This window comes from Litchfieldia alkalitelluris (assembly GCF_002019645.1).
GTDB lineage: Bacteria > Bacillota > Bacilli > Bacillales > Bacillaceae_L > Litchfieldia > Litchfieldia alkalitelluris.
The window spans coordinates 2764699-2787791 of record NZ_KV917374.1; the positions used below are offsets into that span (position 1 = coordinate 2764699).

The following is a 23093-nucleotide window of genomic DNA, read 5'->3' on the forward strand; positions in this document are numbered from 1 at the left end:
AAATGGTGCCTAACATAAGTGATTGATTACTTCCGCATTGAACACGGATGCATAGGAAGGGATAAGCATTTATGTGCCAGTTTGAGTCCGTTTTTTTTTGAGATACAATAAAAATGAAAATTCACCTCAGGATTTTCAGTGATTGGAAAAAAGGAGAAAGAATCGTTAGCTAGTTAGCTAAAGTACACTTATTTGTGTTAATATAATGATTGTAATGCCATAGGTTGAAATCGCTTACTTTTAACGAAAAAACCCACTTTTTTATCTATGCACGCCCGGGCACAAGGATGTATACTATGCTTTGGGGTCGTTATTTGCAAGTACCTTTGAAAATTATTGGGAGGTTAACAAATGGTAGCCGATAAACATAAGGACAACAATGAAAAGAAGGAAGAAAAGTTAGATGTCCTAAGGTCAACACAAACTGTAATACATAAAGCATTAGATAAATTAGGTTATCCGGAAGAGGTCTATGAGTTATTAAAAGAACCAATTCGTATGATGACTGTTAAAATACCAGTTAGAATGGATGATGGATCTGTAAAGATATTTACAGGCTATAGAGCACAACATAATGATGCAGTTGGACCAACAAAAGGGGGGATTAGATTTCACCCTAATGTTAGTGAAAAAGAAGTTAAAGCACTATCAATATGGATGAGTCTAAAGTGTGGCATCGTAGACCTGCCTTATGGTGGTGGTAAAGGTGGGATCGTTTGCGATCCTCGAGATATGTCATTTCGTGAATTAGAACGATTAAGCCGTGGATATGTGCGTGCAATCAGTCAAATTGTAGGGCCTACAAAAGATATACCTGCTCCGGATGTATTTACAAATTCACAAATTATGGCGTGGATGATGGATGAGTATAGTCGAATTGATGAATTCAACTCTCCTGGATTTATTACAGGTAAACCTCTTGTATTAGGAGGTTCACATGGAAGAGAGTCTGCAACAGCCAAAGGTGTGACAATATGTATTCGTGAAGCAGCAAAAAAACGAGGAATTGTACTAGAGGGTGCTCGTGTAGTTGTTCAAGGGTTTGGGAATGCAGGTAGTTACCTTGCGAAATTTATGCACGATGCAGGGGCAAAGATTGTTGGGATTTCAGATGCTTATGGTGGACTGTATGATGAAAATGGTTTAGATGTTGATTATTTGTTAGATCGTAGGGATAGCTTTGGAACAGTAACAAAACTATTTAATGATACAATAACTAATAAAGAATTACTTGAGCTTGATTGTGATATCCTTGTTCCAGCTGCGATTGAAAATCAAATTACCGAGGAAAATGCTTACCAAATTCGTGCAAGTATTGTTGTTGAAGCTGCAAATGGGCCAACTACATTAGAAGCAACTGAAATTCTAACACAAAGAGGTATATTGTTAGTTCCAGATGTGCTTGCAAGTGCTGGTGGAGTTACGGTTTCTTATTTTGAATGGGTTCAAAATAATCAAGGTTACTATTGGTCAGAAAGTGAAGTTGAAGAAAGATTAGAAACAGTTATGGTTAAGTCTTTTAATAATATATATGATACATCTGTCACCAGAAGAGTTGATATGAGGCTTGCAGCATACATGGTTGGAGTAAGAAAAATGGCTGAAGCTTCTCGCTTTAGAGGATGGATCTAAGTCATTAGACAATATAATTTGCGTTATTTTAGAGAATCCCCTATGATTTTAAATAGGGGATTTTTTTATTTCTTTTACCAGAATGTATATAATTTGTATCAAGTTTTTGTGCTAGCACCAGGCGCCTCGGCGCTTTTCTTATAGAGTATCGCAATAGAGGTGAAACGAATGAAGGAAGAAAAGGTAATTATTATAGGTGGTGGTCCTTGTGGATTATCTACAGCTATTGCCCTTCAAGAAATTGGGATAGATGCTCTGATTATTGAGAAGGGGAATATTGTTAATAGTATTTATCAATATCCAACCCATCAAACTTTCTTTAGTACAAGTGAAAAGTTAGAGATAGGGGATGTTGCTTTTATAACAGAAAATAGGAAACCGGTTCGAAACCAAGCATTAGCTTATTATAGAGAAGTTGTTAAACGTAAAAATCTTCGAATTCAATCCTTTGAAAAAGTTAATCAAGTGACTAAACAGAATGAACATAGATTTTTAGTTGAGTCAAATATGGGGAAATACCAAGCGGATTATGTAGTTATTGCGACTGGCTATTATGACCATCCCAATTACATGAATATCCCTGGTGAAGAACTAGATAAGGTGTTTCATTACTTCAAAGAGGGTCATCCTTATTTTGATTGTGATGTAACAGTTATAGGTGGGAAAAATTCAAGCGTGGATGCAGCTTTAGAACTAAACAAGGCTGGAGCCAGGGTTACTGTACTTTATAGAGGGCATGAATATTCTTCAAGTATTAAGCCATGGATATTACCTGAGTTTGAATCGCTTGTGCGTGCTGGGTTCATTAAGATGGAATTTGATTCACATGTAAGGGAAATTAACGATGATAGTGTTATTTATGAGAAACACGGCATCACTCATAAAATTAAGAATGATTTCGTGTTTGCGATGACCGGGTACCATCCTGACCATAACTTTCTAAAAAGAATGAACGTTATGATTGATGAGGAGACAGGAAGGCCGTTCTTCAACGAAGACACAATGGAAACTAATGTTAAAGGGTTATTTATTGCTGGAGTTATTGCTGCAGGTAATAATGCAAATGAGATATTTATAGAGAATGGAAGATTTCATGGGCAATTAATTGCAGGGAAGATTGGAAGTGTGCTTTAAAGGCATTTTGTAATAAGTATGTTGGTGTTAAATCTTTAAGGTTTAGGAGTCTATCCTGAAAAAAGAAATGCGGAAGGCGCTCGTTCATCGGCGACAGGCATAAGACGAGTCGGCTAGAAGGTTGCTTTTTAACCTTCTTGCCGGATTGACTTAGACCCGAGAGCCGATAGCACCTGGAGCTAGACACAAAGCTAAGTATAATTTTTCATCCTCCATCCTGAAAATACCTAGGTCAGAGAGTTCCAATTCCCTTACTAATGCCCAAAGCCCTACAAAGGGAATGAAAAGCGTTGTTTGATTCCCTTTCTCATGCCAAAAGCTCAACAAAGGGAATGAAAAGCGTTGTTTGATTCCCTTTCTCATCCCAAAAGCTCAACAAAGGGAATGAAAAGCGTTGTTTGATTCCCTTTCTCAGGCCAAAAGCTCAACAAAGGGAATGAAAAGCGTTGTTTCATTCCCTTTCTCAGGCCAAAAGCCATCCAAAGGGAATGAAAAGCATTGTTTGATTCCCTTTCTCAGGCCAAAAGCTCAACAAAGGGAATGAAAAGCGTTGTTTCATTCCCTTTCTCAGGCCAAAAGCCATCCAAAGGGAATGAAAGCATTGTTTGATTCCCTTTCTCAGGCCAAAAGCTCAACAAAGGGAATGAAAAGCGTTGTTTGATTCCCTTTCTCATGCCAAAAGCCATCCAAAGGGAATGAAAAGCATTGTTTGATTCCCTTTCTCAGGCCAAAAGCCATCCAAAGGGAATGAAAAGCGTTGTTTCATTCCCTTTCTCATGCCAAAAGCCATCCAAAGGGAATGAAAAGCATTGTTTGATTCCCTTTCTCATGCCAAAAGCCATCCAAAGGGAATGAAAAGCGTTGTTTACCGAGCATTTTTATTTGTGTAGGCATACATTATATAACGCTATAAACCTGTTCTCTTATAGATAGCTATTGCTTAAATAGTTCTTGTAGGGAATTCCCATTTTTATTGTTTTCAAGGGCGATTAACAATTTCAGTCTTGCTTTTTGACCGTTAAGTCCATTTGAAAAGATAACACCTAACTCTTTTAATTGTTTTCCGCCACCATCATAACTATAAATATCTTCAACAAAGCCATTAAAGCATCTTGATACCAAAACCACTGGAACATCGTTTTTAATGAGATTGTTCAATCCGCCAACCATCGCAGGTGGTAGGTTCCCTTGTCCTAAGGCCTCTATAACTAAGCCATCTATTCCTAATTTTTTTATTGCTTCTAATAAAATACTATCCATGCCAGCGTATGCTTTGAGCAGCATTACATTTTTTGTTATTGAGTCGATGTCAAACGTTTGTCTATTTAAAGGAGTTTGATAAAAGGAAACCCCTCTTTTTGTTACAATTCCAATAGGGCCGTATTGTGGACTTTGAAATGTGGCTACATTACTGGTATGCGTCTTTGTCACATTGCGGGCAGTGTGGATTTCATCATTAAGAACCACTAAAACGCCTTTACCTCTAGCATCCTCACAAGCTGATACTTTGATAGCGGAAATTAGATTATATAGACCATCTGCTCCAAGTTCGTTACTAGACCTCATTGCACCAGTAACAACAATAGGAGCGTTTGAAGAAATGGTTAAATCTAAAAAATAAGCAGTTTCTTCAAGGGTATCAGTTCCATGTGTAATGACCACCCCTTCAAATGAATCTTGCATAATTTTTTCTTTGATTGTCTTTGCCATAATTAGCATTTCATTTTCGGTAATGTGTGGAGAGGGCAAATGGAATAACTCAACTACTGTAATATTAGCAAGTTTATTTATTGAACCTGTGGATTCGAGAAGGGGATTCTGCCTATCTTGTTGGACTGTTCCAGTGGATTTATCCTCCTTCATTGAAATAGTACCACCTGTATGTATAAGTAAAATTTTTTTCATAAACTTCTCCTTCATTTGGGTTATAAAAACTAGAATTTATTCTGGTTAAACGATTTCCAATTCATGATTCTCATGTTACGATAAAGTTATCTCATTCACAATGGAATTTTAAAAATTAGGTCTAATTATATTATAAGATTTTACTACTAAGTAAATAAAAAAGTAGATTGAAAAGCACTACTTTCTAATAAGTGATAAATGGGAAATGATTCTATGAAATGAGGAATCGTATGTTAGCTGTGATTTCGGCAGGGATTGCACCTGGGCTAGCTTTACTAAGTTATTTTTATTTAAAGGACCGTTATGATTCAGAGCCTATCTCGATGGTTTTTCGTGTATTTATTTTTGGAGCAATCCTCGTATTTCCTCTTATGTTTATCCAATATGTGTTTCAGGTAGAAGGGCTATTTGTCACGCAATTCTCTCGGGCATTTATTGCTACCAGTTTGTTAGAGGAATTTTTTAAATGGTTTATTTTGATGTATATCGTATACCAGCATATCCAATTTGATGAGCCTTATGATGGAATTGTATATGGTGCATCTGTTTCTTTAGGATTTGCCACGTTTGAGAATATTTTGTATTTACTTGCACATGGTGTAGAGTTTGCAATTGGAAGGGCGTTACTACCTGTCTCTAGTCATGGTTTATTTGGTGTTATAATGGGCTATTATCTTGGAAAAGGAAAATTTGCGCTTAAAGATAATAGAATGAAGTGGATTTGTTTATCAATATTAGTTCCGTTTTTACTACATGGGACATATGACTATATTTTATTAACTCAAGAACGTTGGATATTTTTTATGCTTCCTTTCATGTTATTTTTATGGTGGTTAGGTCTTAGAAAAGTAAGGATTGCCAGATTATCGTTCTTAAAGTAACGTCTGTCCTGAAAATAACTAAGGATGGAAAGTTCCACGAGCTGCGATCCACTTGCTTTCCGCGGGGTGGTCCGTGAGCCTCCTCGTCGCCTTTAGCTCCTGTGGGGTCTCACGAAACCGCTAGATCGCACAGGAGTCGAGTGGCTCTCCGATCCGTACACACTGTGGAATAAACATTTTCACTCCATGGTACGAAATACTTATCTAGCATAAAGCTCTACCCTGAAAAATACTTAGGTAGCAGTTCAATCGCTGAGGACATGATAATAATTTAACTTCAACATTAATCCTTGATTCATCAAAATATAATAAAGTGAGAAAAGTCTAGTTATACTAGGCTTTTTTTGTGTTTAAGACCATATAGTGAGGTTTCCACAGGACGTTCTTCCAATGACATGTAATGTCTTATCCGTCCCTAATTCGCATCTTGGTGCTTTATTCGAAGATTTGCGATTTTTAAAAAATACCGATTTTCAATGTTATTGAATAAAAAACACAACATTACAGAAAATACATGTAAGTTTATATAGAAATTGGTTAAGGAGGTAAATCAATAATGAACTCAAAATTGTTCATAACATTACCCGTTATGGTTTTCATCTTAGCACTAGGAATATTTGGAGGAAGTAATTTCCATCAAGCACATGCATTTTCAGAACAAATTATTCAAAGAGGTGCTACAGGTGATGATGTCATCGAGTTACAATCCAGACTCCAATACAATGGGTACTACCATGGGGAAATTGATGGAGTTTACGGATGGAGCACATACTGGGCAGTACGTAATTTTCAGAAGGCGTTTGGACTAAAAGATGTAGATGGTTTAGTTGGTCAAAAAACAAAAGAAATGTTAAATAGAGCCACTAAATATAATCGTGACTTTGTTTATGCTAACTTGAAAAAAGGTAATCGTTTTACGCACTATGGTGGTGTCCCATGGGATATACAATCAGCACCGTCAGCAGAAACGATTGAAAAAGGGAAGAAAAGCTCAGAAGCTAGAAAAACTGAATATGAAGCTAAATATAAGGCGCAAGGCGGAAGTTCACCACAAGAAAGTGGTAGTGAACAACCCAAAGATGGCGAATCGCCACAAGGAGATCAACCACAAGGTCAAGGACAAGAACAAGAACAAGGCCAAGAACAAGGACAAGAACAAGGTCAAGGACAAGAACAAGGTCAAGGACAAGAACAAGGTCAAGGACAAGAACAAGGACAAGGTGAAGGTCAACAGAATAATGAAGGACAAGGTGGAGAAGCAGCGCAAGAAACTCCACCAGCAGAAGCTCAAGAACCACAAGGAGATAATGAGAATCAAGGGGGAGATGGTGGTGAACAGGCTGCAGAAGAAGAGCCGGCCGAGTCTCCTGGCCCAACAGCAGTAAATGTGCCTGGAGGGTTCTCTCAAAATGACATTCAATTAATGGCAAATGCAGTATATGGTGAAGCGCGTGGTGAGCCATACATTGGACAGGTTGCAGTTGCTGCAGTCATCTTGAATCGATTAGAGAGTCCAACATTTCCAAAGACAATTTCAGGAATTATTTTTGAACCATTAGCGTTTACAGCTGTTGCAGACGGTCAGATTTGGTTAACACCAAATGAAAAAGCTAAAAAAGCTGTATTGGATGCCATAAATGGAATGGATCCAACTGAAGGGGCAACTTATTATTTCAATCCAGATACTGCAACAAGTAAGTGGATATGGGGTAGACCTCAAATTAAAAAGATCGGGAAGCACATTTTCTGTAGATAGAAAGGTGAGTGACTATGCTTCGAGGAATTTTCATTACTATATTAACAATAGGGATAATCGGAACATCATACTGGGGATACAAGGAGCATCAAGAGAAGAACGCTGTATTAATACAAGCCGAAAATAATTATCAGCGTGCCTTTCATGATTTAACCTATGAGATAGATCTATTACATGACAAAATTGGTACTACATTAGCAATGAATTCGAGGGACTCTTTGTCACCTGCATTAGCAGATGTATGGAGAGTGGCTTCAGAGGCCCAATCTGATGTTGGTCAGCTACCATTAACTTTACTTCCTTTTAATAAAACTGAGGAGTTTTTGGCAAATATCGGCGATTTCAGCTATCGTGCAGCTGTGAGAGACTTAGGGAGTGATCCTTTGTCTGAAAAGGAATATAAAACATTGCAGCAGCTTTATTCTAATGCAGAAGATATACAAAAGGAACTACGAAAAGTCCAGCATCTTGTTATTGAAAACAATCTAAGATGGATGGATGTTGAATTAGCTTTAGCTTCAGGACAAAAACAAGCTGATAACACGATTATAGATGGGTTTGAAACTGTTGAAAAAAATGTTGAAGCGTATACTGAGAGTGACTTTGGTCCATCATTTTCAAGCTTGAAGAATAAAGAAGGAGAATTTGCTAACTTAGAGGGAAATAAGATAGATGAAAAGAAAGCCCAACAAGTAGCTAAAGACTTCTTAGGATTAAAAGGTGATGTTGTAGCGGACGTTACAGAGAATGGAGATGGGTCGAAACTTGGATTTTACAGCTTAAGAATTGATGATCCAGATTCAAAGTCGGAAATTTTTATGGATATTACAAAAAAAGGCGGATACCCAATCTGGGTTATTCAACACAGAGATGTTAAAGAAGCAAAAGTAAGTTTAAATGAAGCATCTAATAATGCTGTGAAATTTTTAAGAGATCATAATTTTGAAAATCAAGAGTTATTTGAAAGTGCTCAGTATCAAAATATTGGTGTATTCAATTTTGTAGCAGTAAAAGATGGGGTAAGAATATACCCAGATTCAATTAAGATGAAAGTAGCTCTGGATGATGGGCATATTATTGGATTCTCTGCGAAGGAATTCCTTCAAAACCACAAAGAACGTGAAATTCCTAAGCCGTCTATAACATTGGAAGATGCAAGAGATAAAGTGAATCCTAATCTAGAGGTTATGGAAGATCGATTGGCTCTTATTGTTAATGACTTGGAAGAAGAAGTACTGTGTTATGAGTTCCTAGGTGTGATTAATAATGACACCTATAGACTCTATATAAATGCAGAAACAGGTTTTGAAGAAAAAGTAATTAAATTAAAAAATGCAGAACCACTATATAACCAATCTTAAGATTTTTCTTAAAAGGGAAAGCGAAATATGCTTTCCCTTTTTTTTATTACGTGATTTAATATTAATATAATGAAATCATTATTATGGGATGATCGAGTGTTTGAAAGATATAGGAAGAGTGATAAAAATTGTTAAGAATTGGAGATACAATCACCTTAGAGACGATAGACACTCTTTATAGTGAGAGATACCGATGCCGTTTAGTTGAAACAAATCAAAAGAAATTATACATTGATTACCCAATTAATGAAGTTACAGGGAAATCAACTTTTTTTATGAGAGGAACCATTCTAAAAGCTTCATTTGTTGGAGCAGATAATTCTGTTTATTCTTTTAACACAGAGGTTATCGGGCGTACCATGAAAGAGATTCCAATGGTAATTATCGACTTTCCATCCATTACTGGATTTACAAAGATTCAACGCAGACAGTTTGTTAGAATAGAGGTTAATGTTGATGTAGCCGTTCATTCTCTGTTAGGAAAATTTTCCCCGTTTGTTACCTTATCCACCGATATTAGTGCTGGAGGCGCATCAATTGTCATACCAAAAGATGTCATATGTCAACCAGGGGAAGAATTAACCACATGGTTTGCATTACCTATTTCAGGTGAAAATCATTTTTTAACCCTACGAAGTAAACTAATCAGAACGATTGAGGGAGACGGTGACACAAGAAGAGCTTCAATACAGTTTGTCGGGATTTCAAATCATGAGATGCAAACGATAACGAAGTTTTGTTTTGAAAGACAACTTTCGCATCGAAAAAAAGGGTTACAAGAATCAGAATAAAATTAGCTATTCTTTCGCATAATAGGAATAAAAATGATGGAGTTGTGCGAAATGAAGAGGTTTGAGCAAATTTTACTAAAATTAGTTATTATTCAGTTTGTTTTTTTGTTAACTGCTCAAGTGATTTTATTATATACACCATTTTCACCATATTTTTCAAAAATGATAGATTATGAAGGAGTTAATAAATCAGAAGCTCCACAAACAATTGAGACCTTTTTTCATGATAAATGATTTCTTATCATGTTAAACTAGAAATGAAGGGTATTATTAAAAGTAGAACCAGGGGGACCATTTAGTCATGACTAATCGTATTTCAATAGCAATTGATGGACCAGCTGCTGCTGGGAAAAGTACAGTTGCGAAAATCATAGCAAAAAAACTTTCTTACATATATATAGATACTGGTGCAATGTATCGTTCATTAACACATAAGGCTATCCAACTTGATGTCAATCTAGAAAACGAAGAAAAATTAATCAATATCTTACTTGATACAAAAATCGAATTAAAGCCTTTCGAAAATGGACAGCTAGTGTTCGTTGATGGCGAAGATGTGACAGAAGCTATTAGATCTAATATTGTCACAAATTCGGTCTCTATTGTTGCAAAGCATCGATTAGTGCGAGAAGAAATGGTAGCGAGACAGCAACAATTTGCATCCGATGGAGGAGTAGTGATGGATGGAAGAGACATCGGAACACACGTCCTGCCAAATGCCGAGCTTAAAGTATTTCTTTTGGCATCTGTTGAAGAAAGAGCTGTCCGTCGCCATGAAGAAAACATTTCAAAAGGGATTGAATCTTATCTAGAAAACTTAAAAGAGGAAATTGCACAAAGAGACAAACTTGACTCTGAGAGGGAAGTAGCTCCTCTTAAAAAAGCGGAGGATGCGATCGAAATTGATACAACATCCCTTTCAATAAATCAAGTTGTTGACCAAATCATGAACCTTGTAAGTGAAAGGACTTGATCTGATGGATTTTTATATTTTCGCACGAGAAACAGTTCGTACATTTATTACTCCGTTTTATAGAATTGAAGTCATTGGACATGATAATATACCTGAATCTGGACCAGTAATTATTTGTTCAAATCATATTGATAATTTAGATCCACCAGTGGTAGGAATTTCTGTAAAAAGACCTGTTCACTTTATGGCAAAGGAAGAACTTTTTAAAGTACCAATCTTAGGGAAAATTATATCCAAGACACATGCTTTTCCTGTAAAAAGAGGGATGAGTGATCGGGATGCTTTAAGAAAAGCACTTAAAGTTCTTAAGGATGGAAATGTCTTAGGGTTATTTCCAGAAGGAACAAGAAGTAAAGATGGAAAACTAGGGAAGGGACTAGCAGGAGCTGGATTTTTTGCACTTAGATCTGAAGCTACTGTCATTCCATGTGCGGTAATAGGACCGTATAAGATGTTTGGGAAATTAAAGGTAGTGTTTGGAGAGCCTATCTCCATGGAAAAGTTAAGAGAAGAAAAAGCTTCACCAGAATTCGTTACAGATCAAATCATGAATGGAATCGGACAATTAATTGAAAAATATAAATAGTTTAAGAGTTTGTACTTGACAAAAAGTAGCATTTATTAGAAGTTTAATAAAAGAAGTTTTTTTATTAAAAGGCGTTGTTTGATATCTAATATTAGCATAGCCAAAAATAATAATCTTTCCTTTTCGTTTTTGTTAACAAAAAGGAGTAAATGATACATTTGCAAGACAATAACACATGAAGAGATTAACAGAATAGTGTCAAGCAAGTGGACTTAAGGAGGTAAAAATGATGGTTGAGGATATGAACCAAATGAATGTGAAAGATTTAGAAGTTGGGGACATTATTTTTGCAAAGGTAACAAAGGTGGAAGAAAAGCAAGTCATCGTAAGTATTGAAAATAGTAAGGTTGATGGCATCATTCCTATCAGTGAACTTTCTAGTATCCATGTTGAAAAAGCTAGTGATGTTGTTTCAGAAGGTGAAGAACTGCAATTGAAGGTAAAGAAGGTGGAAGAAGACGCCTTGATTCTATCAAAACGTGCTGCTCTTGCAGAAACATCATGGGAAGTTCTTGAAAAAAGGTTTGAAACAGGCGAAGTGTTCGAAACCGAAATAAAGGATGTTGTAAAGGGTGGATTAGTTGTAGACATAGGAGTAAGGGGCTTTATACCAGCATCTCTTGTCGAAACACATTATGTGGAGGATTTTTCTGAGTACTTAAACAATACCTTAACTGTCAAGATTGTTGAGCTCGATCGTGAAAAAAAACGTGTGATTCTTTCTCACCGTGCTGTTGTTGAACAAGAACAAGTAAGCAAAAAGCATAAAGTAATTAACTCATTAGAAGTTGGGCAAGTTATCGAAGGTACAGTACAGCGCTTAACTGACTTTGGTGCTTTTGTTGATATTGGTGGCATTGATGGTTTAGTACATATTTCTCAGCTTTCTTATAATCACGTTGATAAGCCATCAGATGTCGTTGAAGAAGGTCAAAAGGTAAACGTGAAAATTTTATCTGTTGATCTTGATAATGATCGTATTTCCCTTTCTATTAAAGAAACTCAACCAGGACCTTGGGCAAATATTGCCGAGAAGCTTTCTGTTGAAGCTGTTATAGATGGGACAGTTAAAAGACTAGTATCCTTCGGTGCATTTGTGGAAGTAATCCCTGGAGTAGAAGGTCTAGTTCATATTTCACAAATCTCACATAAACATATTGCTACTCCTCATGAAGTTCTTAAAGAAGGTCAAACGGTGACGGTTAAGGTTCTCGATATCAATGAATCAGAACAAAGAATTTCATTAAGTATGAAAGAGTTAGAAGAAGTTGAACCTGAAGAAGACTATAGTCAGTATCAACAAAAGGAAGAGAATTCAGGTTTCCAACTAGGTGAAATGATTGGAGACAAACTAAAAAATTTAAAATAAAATTTGGTGATTTGATGAGCAATAGAAACCAACGTAAATTAGAACATATTCAGCATGCTCTTTCAATTGGTCAAACTCGCACACATGGGTTTGAGGATCTTACTTTCGTTCATCATAGTCTGCCAAACACATCAATTGATAAAATTGATATAACTACAATTGTAGGCGAACTTTATTTGAGTTCGCCTCTTTTGATAAATGCGATGACTGGCGGTGGAGGAGAGAAAACAAGAAGTATTAATGAATCCTTAGCGATCGTCGCTCGTGAAGCTGATATTCCTTTAGCTGTTGGCTCCCAAATGGCTGCTATAAAGGATCCTTGGGAGACTTCAACCTTCAAAATTGTAAGAGAAGTAAACCCAAAAGGGATTATTTTTGCGAACTTAGGTAGTGAAGCAAGTGCAGAAGATGCAAAAAGGGCAGTCGATATGATTAATGCTAATGCACTTCAAGTTCACTTGAATGTCATTCAGGAGCTTGTCATGCCAGAAGGAGATCGAGACTTTTCGAATGCGCTTGTTAGAATTGAAAAGATTGTGAATTCCTTATCAGTACCAGTTATTGCTAAAGAAGTTGGATTTGGGGTTAGTAGGGAAACTGCGAAACAACTTACGGATATTGGTGTGAAGATAATTGATGTAGGTGGAAGAGGTGGCACTAACTTTTCTGCTATTGAGAATAATCGTAGAGAAAGAGCATTAGACTTCTTTCAATCGTGGGGAATTCCAACTGCCTGCACAATAGCAGAAGTTAATAGTACTGATTTTAATGGCTCTATCATTGCTTCAGGTGGAATACAAAATGCCTTTGACATTGCAAAGTCAATCGCATTAGGAGCTTCCGTGACCGGTTTTGCAGGTTTTTTTCTACGTAAACTAATGGAAACAGGTGTAACCGGATTAATTGATGAAATATCTTTGATTCTAACGGATTTAAAAATCATAATGACCGCACTTGGTGTAACTACGATTAAAGAATTACAAAATGCTCCACTTGTTATAAGTGGTGAGACCTTTCATTGGTTAGAACAAAGAGGAATAAACACTAAAAGATATAGCCAAAGATAAACTAATTAATTGCATATTAATTGGGTAACTAGCGATAAATAAATAAGCGGAAGTTTTTCCGTTAATTGCAGATTATAGCTGGTTTTTGGGGTAATAGGGTGAGTTTTTCCGCCTACATAAAGCAAAATTACCCATTTTCAAGGATTGAAAGTCAAATTAGAGAAATTTCTCCCTCTATTTAAGTTATTTTCAATGCTGTTTATTAATTTAGGGGAATTTTCCCCTCTATTTTTATTTACTGCGTAGTAAAGGTTTACTACACATCTCCGACTTGCTTATTGCACATAACTGATTCGTTATTTGAATTAGTCTAGCATAGAATGGCATATTTGCGGATTATTCTTGTAAATAGTTAAAAAGTACTATGATTATTCTAACAACGCAATTCATAACCCTTCTAGCAGATGTACAAAAATATTTGTACACCTGCCTATTTGCCGTGCTAATTATGATGTTAATTCCTCTGTTAAAACCTATAAAATCACCATAAAATTTTGATACAATCAATGAAAAAAAAGAGATGGAAATTAGCATGCTAATTTCATCTCTAAAAGGTGTGTTATTTCGTATTTTCTCCATTTCAAGTGAACGGGATTAGATTTATATCTACAAGTTTTTTTTACTATGGAATTAGTGTTTGTTTCTTTCTCTAGCTGCCTCTGGACCTTCCATCTTTGTCGCTCCAGGATTGTGTAATTCAGGATCACGATCTGCTCTAACTACACCTTTTTCTCTTAACTTCTGTTCTTGACGGTCTTTTCCCATTTAGATTCCCTACTTTCTGATTTAATATCTTAGCTTAACAGTAACTTTTAATAACAATTTAAGCTACTTTTAGTGTTTCATCGATGTTCTGTTGCTATTCTTTAATCTTTGCATGAGAAAATGGACTAACTTTTATGATTTTAACCAATAATGGGAATGATAGGAGGGTGGAAGATGGAGGGGCTTTATTTTTATTGGATAGCATGGATAGCTTGGACATATGCGACGTTTATATTAGAAAAAAACAGATTAAGGATTTTGTTTTCTGCTTTTATCCTTATTGTTATTATTCTCTCACCATATCAGTTTGTATTTAGTACATTTAATGTTAATGCAGTTCATCTATTAATATTGGCTATATCGTTTATTTTAATAGCCAAAAAAACAATGATACAAAAAGTATATTTATTAATATGTTCGCTAACGATAACTATTGCATATGTATCGTTTCAACTCTTTGAATTATTTGATCCAATTTGGCTGTTTCTAGACCGAAAATGGATGCTTGCCTTCGTTCTTGTATATTTGTCACTTATGTTGGCAAAAGGAAGAAAATCCAAGGTAATGAGTCTGTTAATAGGAAGTTGTCAAGGTGAGCTTTTGTATGGGTTTGTTATTAATAAATTTCGTTTCAATTATGAAATTGGCTCCCTAGTTTTCCTAGATGTTTTATCAATTTCGCTACTAATTGTATTCATTTGGTTGAAATTGGAATCATTCATTCAAAATATTGATGAAACGCTTCAAAAAAATGCTAAAGGAGAAACTAGAATCAATGAATGAATATACATATCCCATTTTGTTTGGGTTAGTCTTTGGTGTTATGACAAGAGTATATATGCTCCGGACAGATTATCGGCAATATCCAACCTATTTACATGGAAAGATTATTCATATTGCATTAGGATTTATAGCGGCAGGTTTAGGTGCTGTTGCAGTACCATCTATTATGGAACAAGAGTTTACAGCCATTACATTCTTAACTATTGCTGCATCTCAATTTAGAGATGTGAGGAATATGGAACGAAATACGTTAACAGAATTAGATCATTTTGAGCTTGTAAAAAGAGGAAGTACATACATTGAGGGTATTGCGGTAGCTTTCGAAAGTCGAAATTATCTCGTTATTTTTACCTCATTCGCTTCAACGTTCGCATATTTGGTTTGGAATGTATGGGCGGGTATTCTTACGGGTATTATCGCTGTAATAATTTCTAAGCGATTAATGGCTGGAGGGAGATTAAAAGATATAGTTGATATTGAATTCCATAAACCTCGTTTTGAAGGTGCTGGATTGTATGTTGATAATATTTATATTATGAATATTGGATTACCAGCGAGACAAGAAGAAGTTCTGAAGTATGGTATGGGGTTTATTCTTAAGCCAAAAAACTTTAATGTGCGTTCAACCATTGCAAATTTAGGACAAAGGCAAGCAATTTTACATGATGTTTCTACTGCCTTGGGTGTTTATAGAGATTCGGGTACACCTGCACTTGTTCCTTTAGCCAAGCGTGATCTTGATGATGGAAGAGTAGGAGTCTTCGTTTTACCACAAGAAAAGGATATTGAAAAAGCGATTGCTGTGATTGGACAAGTTCCTACATTAGAGAACGCAATTCGAATGCCCACTGAAGCTAAGGCAAACAAGAAGGGACGGCGTTTGGAGTGAATTTAGAGAAATATATACTTGCTATTATTACGACAAACCCATCTAAAGTAACAGGTAGTACTGCTATATTTACATGTCAGACGAAAGAAGAGATGGAGCAGGTAGCAGGTAATCTTGAAGCGATTTTGGATGGTATAGCACATGGTTTAAGTGATGAACTATATGTTATTGTAAAGCATTAGCTTCATTTAATGTTGCTTTTACTAGTAATTCTGATAGAATATAAAAGTTAGCCCTTCTATTTGATGAAGGGTTTATTTCATACATATCACATAGTTTTACATATAATTGATAGTATAAAAATTATATTACAAAAAAGAAAGGGTGATTTACTAATGGTGAAACCAGTAGTTGCAATTGTTGGAAGGCCTAATGTAGGTAAATCAACTATTTTTAATCGAATAGTAGGAGAAAGAATTTCAATAGTGGAAGATGTTCCAGGAGTTACTAGAGATCGTATATATAGCTCTGGTGAATGGTTGAATCAAACGTTTAATATTATTGATACGGGTGGTATCGAAATTGGGGATGAACCATTCCTCGCACAAATTCGCTATCAAGCCGAAATTGCAATTGATGAGGCTGATGTCATTATCTTAATGACCAATAGTCGTGAAGGGGTTACAGCTGCAGACGAAGAGGTTGCAAAGCTTCTGTTCCGTTCAAAGAAACCGGTTGTACTAGCTGTAAATAAAGTAGATAATCCTGAAATGCGAGAAGCTATTTATGATTTTTATTCATTAGGATTTGGCGAACCTTTTCCAATATCGGGTTCTCATGGTCTAGGTCTAGGTGACCTATTAGATGCAGTTATTGAACATTTTCCTAAAAAGGGTAATGTAGAAGAAGATGATGATAAAATTCGATTTAGTTTGATTGGCCGACCAAATGTTGGGAAATCTTCATTAGTTAATGCCTTATTAGGAGAAGAACGAGTTATAGTAAGTGATATTGCTGGAACTACAAGAGATGCAATTGACACAGAATATAAATACAATGGAAAAGAATATGTGATTATTGACACTGCTGGTATGAGAAAAAAAGGAAAAGTGTATGAAACAACCGAAAAGTATAGCGTTTTACGAGCGTTAAGAGCCATTGAACGTTCTGATGTTGTGTTAGTTGTCCTTAATGGGGAAGAAGGAATCATTGAGCAAGATAAGAAAATTGCTGGCTATGCACATGAAGCCGGTAGAGCTGTTGTTATCGTAGTGAACAAATGGGATGTGGTGGAAAAAGACGAGAAAACAATGAAGGAATTTGAACAGAAAATTAGAGATCACTTTTTGTTCCTTGACTATGCACCTATTGTATTTTTGTCGGCAAAAACTAAAAAAAGAATTCATACATTAATACCAATGATTGAATTAGCTAGTGAAAATCATGCGTTAAGAGTAGAGACAAATGTTTTAAATGATGTCATAATGGATGCAGTTGCAATGAATCCAACTCCAACGGATAAAGGCAAAAGACTGCGGATTTACTACGTAACTCAAGTTGGTGTAAAGCCTCCTACCTTTGTTGTGTTTGTAAATGAACCGGAGTTAATGCACTTTTCATATGAACGCTTCTTAGAAAATCGGATTCGCGACGCTTTTGGTTTTGAAGGTACACCTATAAAACTTTTTGCAAGAGCGAGGAAATAAGATTGATAATGGGGTGTGAACATCGTGAAAATTTTAGTAGTTGGTGCTGGGAGTTGGGGTACAGCCCTATCAATAGTATTGGCTGATAATGGACATGAAGTAAGATTATGGGGACATAAACAAACGCAGATAACTGAAATTAATAATTTAAATACGAATGAATCGTATTTACCTGGCATAAAGCTACCTGAAGAAATTATCGGATACGATGATTTAGGAATTGCGTTAAAGGATATAGATACAATTGTCCTCGCGGTGCCAACTAAGGCTATTAGAGAGGTATTAAAACAAGTTTCCGATATCTCAGAGGATCCTTTAACAATTATTCATGTTAGTAAGGGGATTGAACCGGATTCATTAAAGAGAATTTCTGAAATTATTGAAGAAGAAATGCCCGAGAAAAAATTAAAAGATGTGGTTGTTTTGTCTGGTCCAAGTCATGCTGAGGAGGTTAGTTTAAGACATCCTACAACAGTAACCTCTTCATCAAAGAATTTGGAAGCAGCAGAATATGTTCAAGATTTATTTATCAATAAGTATTTTCGGGTTTATACCAACCCCGATGTCATTGGGGTTGAAATTGGTGGTGCCTTAAAGAACATTATTGCTTTATGTGCTGGTATTACTGATGGATTGGGATACGGCGACAATGCAAAAGCTGCCTTGATTACACGAGGATTAGCTGAAATTGCAAGGCTTGGTACTAAGCTAGGCGCAAATCCGTTAACATTCTCAGGATTAACAGGTATTGGGGATTTAATTGTTACCTGTACAAGTGTGCATTCTAGAAACTGGCGAGCAGGAAACTTACTTGGAAAAGGACATAGTTTAGACGAAGTGCTGGAGAGTATGGGAATGGTTGTCGAAGGTGTAAGAACAACGAAAGCCGCATTTCAATTAGCACAGAAAGTTGATGTGAGTATGCCTATTACATTTGCTTTGTACGATGTGCTATTTAATGGGAAAAACCCTAAGGATGCAGTTGACTCGTTAATGGGTAGGTTAAGAACACACGAAATGGAAGATCTAGCAAATATCCTTGGAGATCGGATGATTTAAGATGCACAAAGTAGGCGTTCATCTGCATAACATATGTTGAGTGCAGATGAAGGAGGACTGCTATGGTATCTAAAAATTTAAGCTTAAGTGTCTTTTTTATATAGAACATTAATAATTATAGATAATCAAATTTAATGTAGAAAACATTTTAGATAAAAAATATTCACCATTTAAAAATAGATTTATAAAAGATAGGCATTAGACGATACAAGAAGGTCCACATTCGCATAAAGTGTAACGTAGTACTTTCAGAGTTGAACTTGGTATGGGTAAATATTGTTTTTAACTGAAGTGAGATGCCCCTCTTACTTCAGTTTTTTTTGTTCAATTCTAAAATGGTGTGATATAATATTTTTCGGACAAGCATAAGTTACAAGACTAATAGCTGGTGCGAGTAAATATAGAGGAGATGTATTGAATGACACCTGGGTTAATAAAAATGTGGATTTCATTAGCTGCAATGGGATTTATGTTTATTGCGGTTATCGGAATATATTTTAGTAGATATAAAATAAAAAGTGGAATATTTAAGGCACTAATTGCTGGAATCGCCTACTTTTTCATGGTATTAGCAGGGATTATTATTTTCTTTGTTGTAATTAGTGGGCCGGTAAGTGATTAATATGAACAGAGGAATTGTAAAAATGAAATCATTAAAAAATTACATATTCTTTAGTTTACTTATTCTTATATTATCAGGCTGCATGTATCCTCAAGATAAACTTGTACAAAACCAAGTGCCATTTGAACATCAAATCGAATCAGTTCAACAGGCAGTCGATCGCTTTCGCGAAGCAAATAATGGATTACTCCCAATCAAAACAAAAGACATGGAAACGCCTATTTATCAAAAATACCCAGTGGAGTTCAATAAACTGATACCACGGTTTATCCAGGAACCGCCTGGATCTGCTTTTGAAAGTGGGGGTGTCTATTTGTATGTTATTGTTGATCCAGAAACGAATCCAACAGTTAAGCTATTTGATTTGACTATAACTGAAAAGATTAGGGATTTAAAGCTGAGACTAGATGTATACCGTAGAGAAAATGGTTATCCTCCTATTAAGGAAGTTATTGATCCAGCCTATTTTATTGTCGATTATTCTAAATTAGGCTTAAAAGAAGAACCATATGTTGTCAGCCCGTTTACTGGTAATAATTTACCGCTCATTATTAATAATGAAGTGGAAGTATTTGTTGATTATCGTATGGATTTATATCAGTCATTGAATAAGCATGAACACAATTTTAACGAGGGAGATGATATTCGGAGTCTCCTTGTTGACAATTCAATGTTTGTCCCTGCATATTCAGTTCCTTATACAATCAATTCAATAAATGAACCAATTTTCTTAAAAAAATAGTTATAAACCCTTCCTTAATGAATAGAATCTAAAGGAAGGGTTTTTATTTACATTATTTTTCAATTTTTAAAGGGGTTCTAAAATTATTTTTGACATCTAGTCATAATTAAGTAGGACAACGTCATACATATATAGTGTCCTAGATGAATTAATTGACGGATATTTTTATCCCAGGAACTCTAAGATCAGGAGGGGATCACTTGGAAAAGGTAGATATTTTTAAGGATATCGCTGAGCGTACCGGTGGCGATATTTATTTAGGGGTCGTTGGTGCGGTAAGAACAGGTAAGTCAACATTCATTAAAAAATTTATGGAGCTAGTCGTTCTACCGAATATCGGTAATGAAGCTGATAAAGCAAGAGCGCAGGATGAGTTACCACAAAGTGCAGCAGGTAAAACAATTATGACAACAGAACCAAAATTTGTGCCAAATCAAGCAATTTCAGTTCATGTTGGAGATGGTCTTGATGTGAACATTCGCCTTGTTGACTGTGTTGGTTATACAGTGCCTGGGGCAAAGGGGTATGAAGATGAAAACGGACCAAGAATGATTAATACTCCTTGGTATGAGGAACCAATTCCATTTCATGAGGCTGCTGAAATCGGTACTAGGAAAGTGATTCAGGAACACTCTACAATTGGGGTAGTCATTACTACTGATGGAACAATTGGTGATATTCCAAGAAGAGATTATGTTGAGTCTGAAGGACGAGTAATCGATGAGTTAAAAGAAGTAGGAAAGCCATTTATCATGGTAATCAATACTGTCCAACCACATCATCCTGATACTGAAGCACTTAGACAGGAGTTAAGTGAAAAATATGATATCCCTGTTTTAGCAATGAGTGTTGAAAGTATGAGAGAAGGGGACGTATTCAATGTGCTTAGGGAAGCTCTTTATGAATTCCCAGTACTTGAGGTAAATGTAAATCTACCAAGCTGGGTCATGGTATTACGTGAAGATCATTGGTTACGTGAAAGTTATCAAGACGCAGTAAAAGATACTGTTAAGGATATTAAGAGATTAAGAGATGTAGATAGGGTTGTTGGTCAGTTTAGCGAATATGACTTCATTGACCAAGCAGGTCTTGCTGGAATTGAGATGGGCCAAGGGGTTGCGGAGATTGATCTTTATGCACCTGACGATTTATATGACCAGATATTAAAAGAAGTTGTCGGTGTAGAAATTCGCGGTAAAGATCACTTACTTCAGTTAATGCAAGATTTTGCTTACGCAAAGGCTGAATATGATCAGGTTGCTGATGCTTTAAGAATGGTAAAGCAAACGGGCTACGGTATTGCAGCACCTGCGCTAGCAGATATGAGCTTAGATGAGCCTGAAATCATCCGACAAGGTTCTAGATTTGGTGTTCGTCTAAAAGCCGTTGCTCCATCAATTCATATGATAAAAGTAGATGTAGAGTCAGAGTTCGCACCAATTATTGGAACAGAAAAGCAAAGTGAAGAGCTTGTTAGATACCTAATGCAAGACTTTGAAGATGATCCACTATCAATTTGGAATTCTGATATTTTTGGTAGATCACTTAGCTCTATTGTACGAGAAGGAATTCAAGCAAAGCTTTCACTAATGCCTGAAAATGCTCGTTACAAGCTAAAAGAAACACTAGAAAGAATCATAAACGAAGGTTCTGGTGGATTAATCGCAATAATCCTATAATGTAAAAGACTCCTTAAACTGAGGAGTCTTTTTTTTCGTTTTCATTTAGAACTCCATGCGAATAAGTATTTACACCAGGGAGTATGAAAAAAATGCATTCATCTAATGTGGAATGAGCGGAAAGCAAGTGGATCGCAGCGCATGGAACTCTCCAACCTTAGTTATTTTCATGGTATACTTGCATGCTATATTAATTCACACTATCGACTCTGTAAATGTTAACATACTGCATTGTAGCCGGACCTCTCATTAGGGGAATCTAAAGAAGTGCATTTGGTTAAATATACCTAAATAGTAAAGAATCTACTCGAAAATTATTGAATTATGTCTAATTATCGTTTATTATAAGGCATGTCAGCATTTATTAATGATTTCGATGTATATAAGTCACTTAAAATGTGTAGAAAGATTAATGAATTGCACGTACCGTTGCATAAGTAATTTTTAGATTTGGGAGGAGGTGAATGGCATGAACAAGACAGAATTAATTAATGCCGTAGCTGAAAGTACTGAACTTTCTAAGAAGGATGTAACTAAAGCTGTTGATGCTGTATTTGACTCTATTTTAGAAACTCTTAAAAATGGTGATAAAGTACAATTAATAGGTTTCGGTAACTTTGAGGTTCGCGAACGTGCTGCTCGTAAGGGGCGTAATCCCCAAACTGGTGAAGAAATTGAAATTGCAGCTAGTAAAGTTCCTGCATTTAAACCAGGAAAAGCGTTGAAAGATGCTGTGAAATAATACATAATCACCTAAAAGTAAAAAAAGAGGAACCGTTTTTCTTAACGGTTCCTCTTTTTTTGCTTTTCATCTACCTAATATGCTAAAATTCATTTACTATAAGAAGGTTTTCATGGGACATGTTGACCGTTAAAATTTAAGAATACAATCCGGGTTATTTCGTTCATGAAAGTCATTGTTCATGTATCCTATTTAGCTCTTCTCATGAATGAATGAGAAACATTTGATTAATTCAAAACATGAATCATATTAGTTTGACAGATGTGGCTTTTTAAGAGATAGTTATGTAAGATTAATATTAAGTCTTCTTAATATAAGGGGAGAAACTAATGAGTTCAAATGTAAATAGTAATGATTTTATTGTAATTAAAGCAATTGAAGATGGAGTAAATGTAATTGGCTTAACAAGAGGTACTGATACGAGATTTCACCATTCTGAAAAGTTAGATAAAGGTGAAGTAATGATTGCCCAGTTTACCGAACACACATCTGCTATTAAAATTCGTGGTAAAGCAGTTATTCAAACTAGCCATGGTGAAATTGAGGCAGATGGAAGGAAGTAAGAAGCTAACAGGAATCGAACAGTAAAGGTGGAATATCGCTAAAACTCTTTTTTAGCTAAACACGTGTTTCATAAGCAGGATATCCTGCTTTATTTTTTACTGTTTTACAATCCCTGTTCGCCTTATTACTAATTTTTCTTTATAAGCT

23 protein-coding genes are annotated in these 23093 nt (G+C 35.8%); 21 read left to right on the top strand and 2 right to left on the bottom strand.

Translation table 11 applies throughout. The features are described from left to right. The first annotated feature begins 351 nt into the window (after positions 1-351). Positions 352-1632, top strand: a complete 1281-nt coding sequence (locus BK579_RS12770; protein ID WP_078546028.1) for a Glu/Leu/Phe/Val family dehydrogenase — start codon at positions 352-354, stop codon at positions 1630-1632. Between the two features lie 168 nt (positions 1633-1800). Then, complete coding sequence (locus tag BK579_RS12775) at positions 1801-2766, top strand: YpdA family putative bacillithiol disulfide reductase (RefSeq protein WP_078546030.1); 966 nt, start codon at positions 1801-1803, stop codon at positions 2764-2766. 933 nt (positions 2767-3699) lie between these two features. Here BK579_RS12775 and BK579_RS12780 read toward each other — a convergent pair. Beyond that, positions 3700-4671 (bottom strand): asparaginase, encoded by a 972-nt coding sequence (locus BK579_RS12780; RefSeq protein WP_078546032.1) that lies wholly within the window; start codon positions 4669-4671, stop codon positions 3700-3702. Positions 4672-4901: 230 nt separating this feature from the next. On the opposite strand from BK579_RS12780, the gene prsW reads away from it, so the two are divergent. The 9 genes from prsW (at position 4902) to fni (ending at position 13455) form a co-directional block, all read left to right on the top strand. Beyond that, the gene (gene prsW / locus BK579_RS12785) at positions 4902-5552 is read left to right on the top strand and encodes a glutamic-type intramembrane protease PrsW (RefSeq protein WP_078546034.1); all 651 of its coding nucleotides are present in this window, start codon (positions 4902-4904) and stop codon (positions 5550-5552) included. 556 nt (positions 5553-6108) lie between these two features. After that, on the top strand, positions 6109-7308 hold the full coding sequence (locus BK579_RS12790) for a cell wall hydrolase (RefSeq protein ID WP_078546036.1): 1200 nt from the start codon (positions 6109-6111) through the stop codon (positions 7306-7308). A 14-nt stretch (positions 7309-7322) separates the two neighbouring features. Then, positions 7323-8669, top strand: a complete 1347-nt coding sequence (ypeB, locus tag BK579_RS12795) for a germination protein YpeB (protein ID WP_078546038.1) — start codon at positions 7323-7325, stop codon at positions 8667-8669. Between the two features lie 128 nt (positions 8670-8797). Then, positions 8798-9460 (top strand): flagellar brake protein, encoded by a 663-nt coding sequence (locus BK579_RS12800; RefSeq protein WP_078546040.1) that lies wholly within the window; start codon positions 8798-8800, stop codon positions 9458-9460. A gap of 51 nt (positions 9461-9511) precedes the next feature. Further along, positions 9512-9694 (top strand): YpfB family protein, encoded by a 183-nt coding sequence (locus BK579_RS12805; protein ID WP_078546042.1) that lies wholly within the window; start codon positions 9512-9514, stop codon positions 9692-9694. A gap of 67 nt (positions 9695-9761) precedes the next feature. Beyond that, entirely contained in the window at positions 9762-10433 is a 672-nt protein-coding gene (cmk, locus tag BK579_RS12810; protein WP_078546044.1) for a (d)CMP kinase, read from the top strand. A gap of 4 nt (positions 10434-10437) precedes the next feature. Continuing rightward, a complete protein-coding gene (locus BK579_RS12815; RefSeq protein WP_078546045.1) occupies positions 10438-11019 on the top strand; it encodes a lysophospholipid acyltransferase family protein in 582 nt (193 codons plus the stop codon). Between the two features lie 229 nt (positions 11020-11248). Then, the gene (gene rpsA / locus BK579_RS12820) at positions 11249-12388 is read left to right on the top strand and encodes a 30S ribosomal protein S1 (RefSeq protein ID WP_078546047.1); all 1140 of its coding nucleotides are present in this window, start codon (positions 11249-11251) and stop codon (positions 12386-12388) included. A 14-nt stretch (positions 12389-12402) separates the two neighbouring features. Continuing rightward, positions 12403-13455, top strand: coding sequence for a type 2 isopentenyl-diphosphate Delta-isomerase (gene fni, locus BK579_RS12825; protein ID WP_078546049.1), 1053 nt, complete (start codon positions 12403-12405; stop codon positions 13453-13455). Between the two features lie 630 nt (positions 13456-14085). On the opposite strand, the gene BK579_RS12830 is transcribed toward fni, so the two are convergent. Continuing rightward, entirely contained in the window at positions 14086-14220 is a 135-nt protein-coding gene (locus BK579_RS12830) for a YpzI family protein (protein WP_078546051.1), read from the bottom strand. A gap of 174 nt (positions 14221-14394) precedes the next feature. Between BK579_RS12830 and BK579_RS12835 the strand changes: the two genes are divergently transcribed. From BK579_RS12835 to mtrB, 10 genes are all read left to right on the top strand, one after another. Further along, the gene (locus BK579_RS12835) at positions 14395-15003 is read left to right on the top strand and encodes a YphA family membrane protein (RefSeq protein ID WP_078546053.1); all 609 of its coding nucleotides are present in this window, start codon (positions 14395-14397) and stop codon (positions 15001-15003) included. Beyond that, positions 14996-15892 carry a YIEGIA family protein gene (locus BK579_RS12840; protein ID WP_078546055.1) on the top strand — a complete coding sequence of 299 codons (897 nt, stop codon included), beginning with the start codon at positions 14996-14998 and terminating at the stop codon, positions 15890-15892. Before BK579_RS12835 ends, BK579_RS12840 begins: the two co-directional genes overlap by 8 nt. Then, positions 15889-16074: a capping complex subunit for YIEGIA gene (locus BK579_RS12845; protein ID WP_078546057.1), complete on the top strand. Its 186-nt coding sequence runs from the start codon at positions 15889-15891 to the stop codon at positions 16072-16074. The genes BK579_RS12840 and BK579_RS12845 overlap by 4 nt, the downstream gene beginning before the upstream one ends. 153 nt (positions 16075-16227) lie before the next feature. Then, positions 16228-17538, top strand: coding sequence for a ribosome biogenesis GTPase Der (gene der, locus BK579_RS12850; RefSeq protein ID WP_078546059.1), 1311 nt, complete (start codon positions 16228-16230; stop codon positions 17536-17538). 21 nt (positions 17539-17559) lie between these two features. After that, positions 17560-18597, top strand: a complete 1038-nt coding sequence (locus BK579_RS12855; protein WP_078550555.1) for an NAD(P)H-dependent glycerol-3-phosphate dehydrogenase — start codon at positions 17560-17562, stop codon at positions 18595-18597. Positions 18598-19015: 418 nt separating this feature from the next. Continuing rightward, positions 19016-19219 (top strand): DUF2768 domain-containing protein, encoded by a 204-nt coding sequence (locus tag BK579_RS12860; protein ID WP_078546061.1) that lies wholly within the window; start codon positions 19016-19018, stop codon positions 19217-19219. A gap of 22 nt (positions 19220-19241) precedes the next feature. Next, positions 19242-19961, top strand: a complete 720-nt coding sequence (locus tag BK579_RS12865; protein WP_078550557.1) for a hypothetical protein — start codon at positions 19242-19244, stop codon at positions 19959-19961. Positions 19962-20161: 200 nt separating this feature from the next. Beyond that, on the top strand, positions 20162-21640 hold the full coding sequence (gene spoIVA / locus BK579_RS12870; protein WP_078546063.1) for a stage IV sporulation protein A: 1479 nt from the start codon (positions 20162-20164) through the stop codon (positions 21638-21640). Positions 21641-22109: 469 nt separating this feature from the next. Beyond that, positions 22110-22382, top strand: a complete 273-nt coding sequence (locus BK579_RS12875; protein WP_078546065.1) for an HU family DNA-binding protein — start codon at positions 22110-22112, stop codon at positions 22380-22382. Positions 22383-22711: 329 nt separating this feature from the next. After that, entirely contained in the window at positions 22712-22945 is a 234-nt protein-coding gene (mtrB, locus tag BK579_RS12880; protein ID WP_078546067.1) for a trp RNA-binding attenuation protein MtrB, read from the top strand. Positions 22946-23093 lie beyond the last annotated feature (148 nt).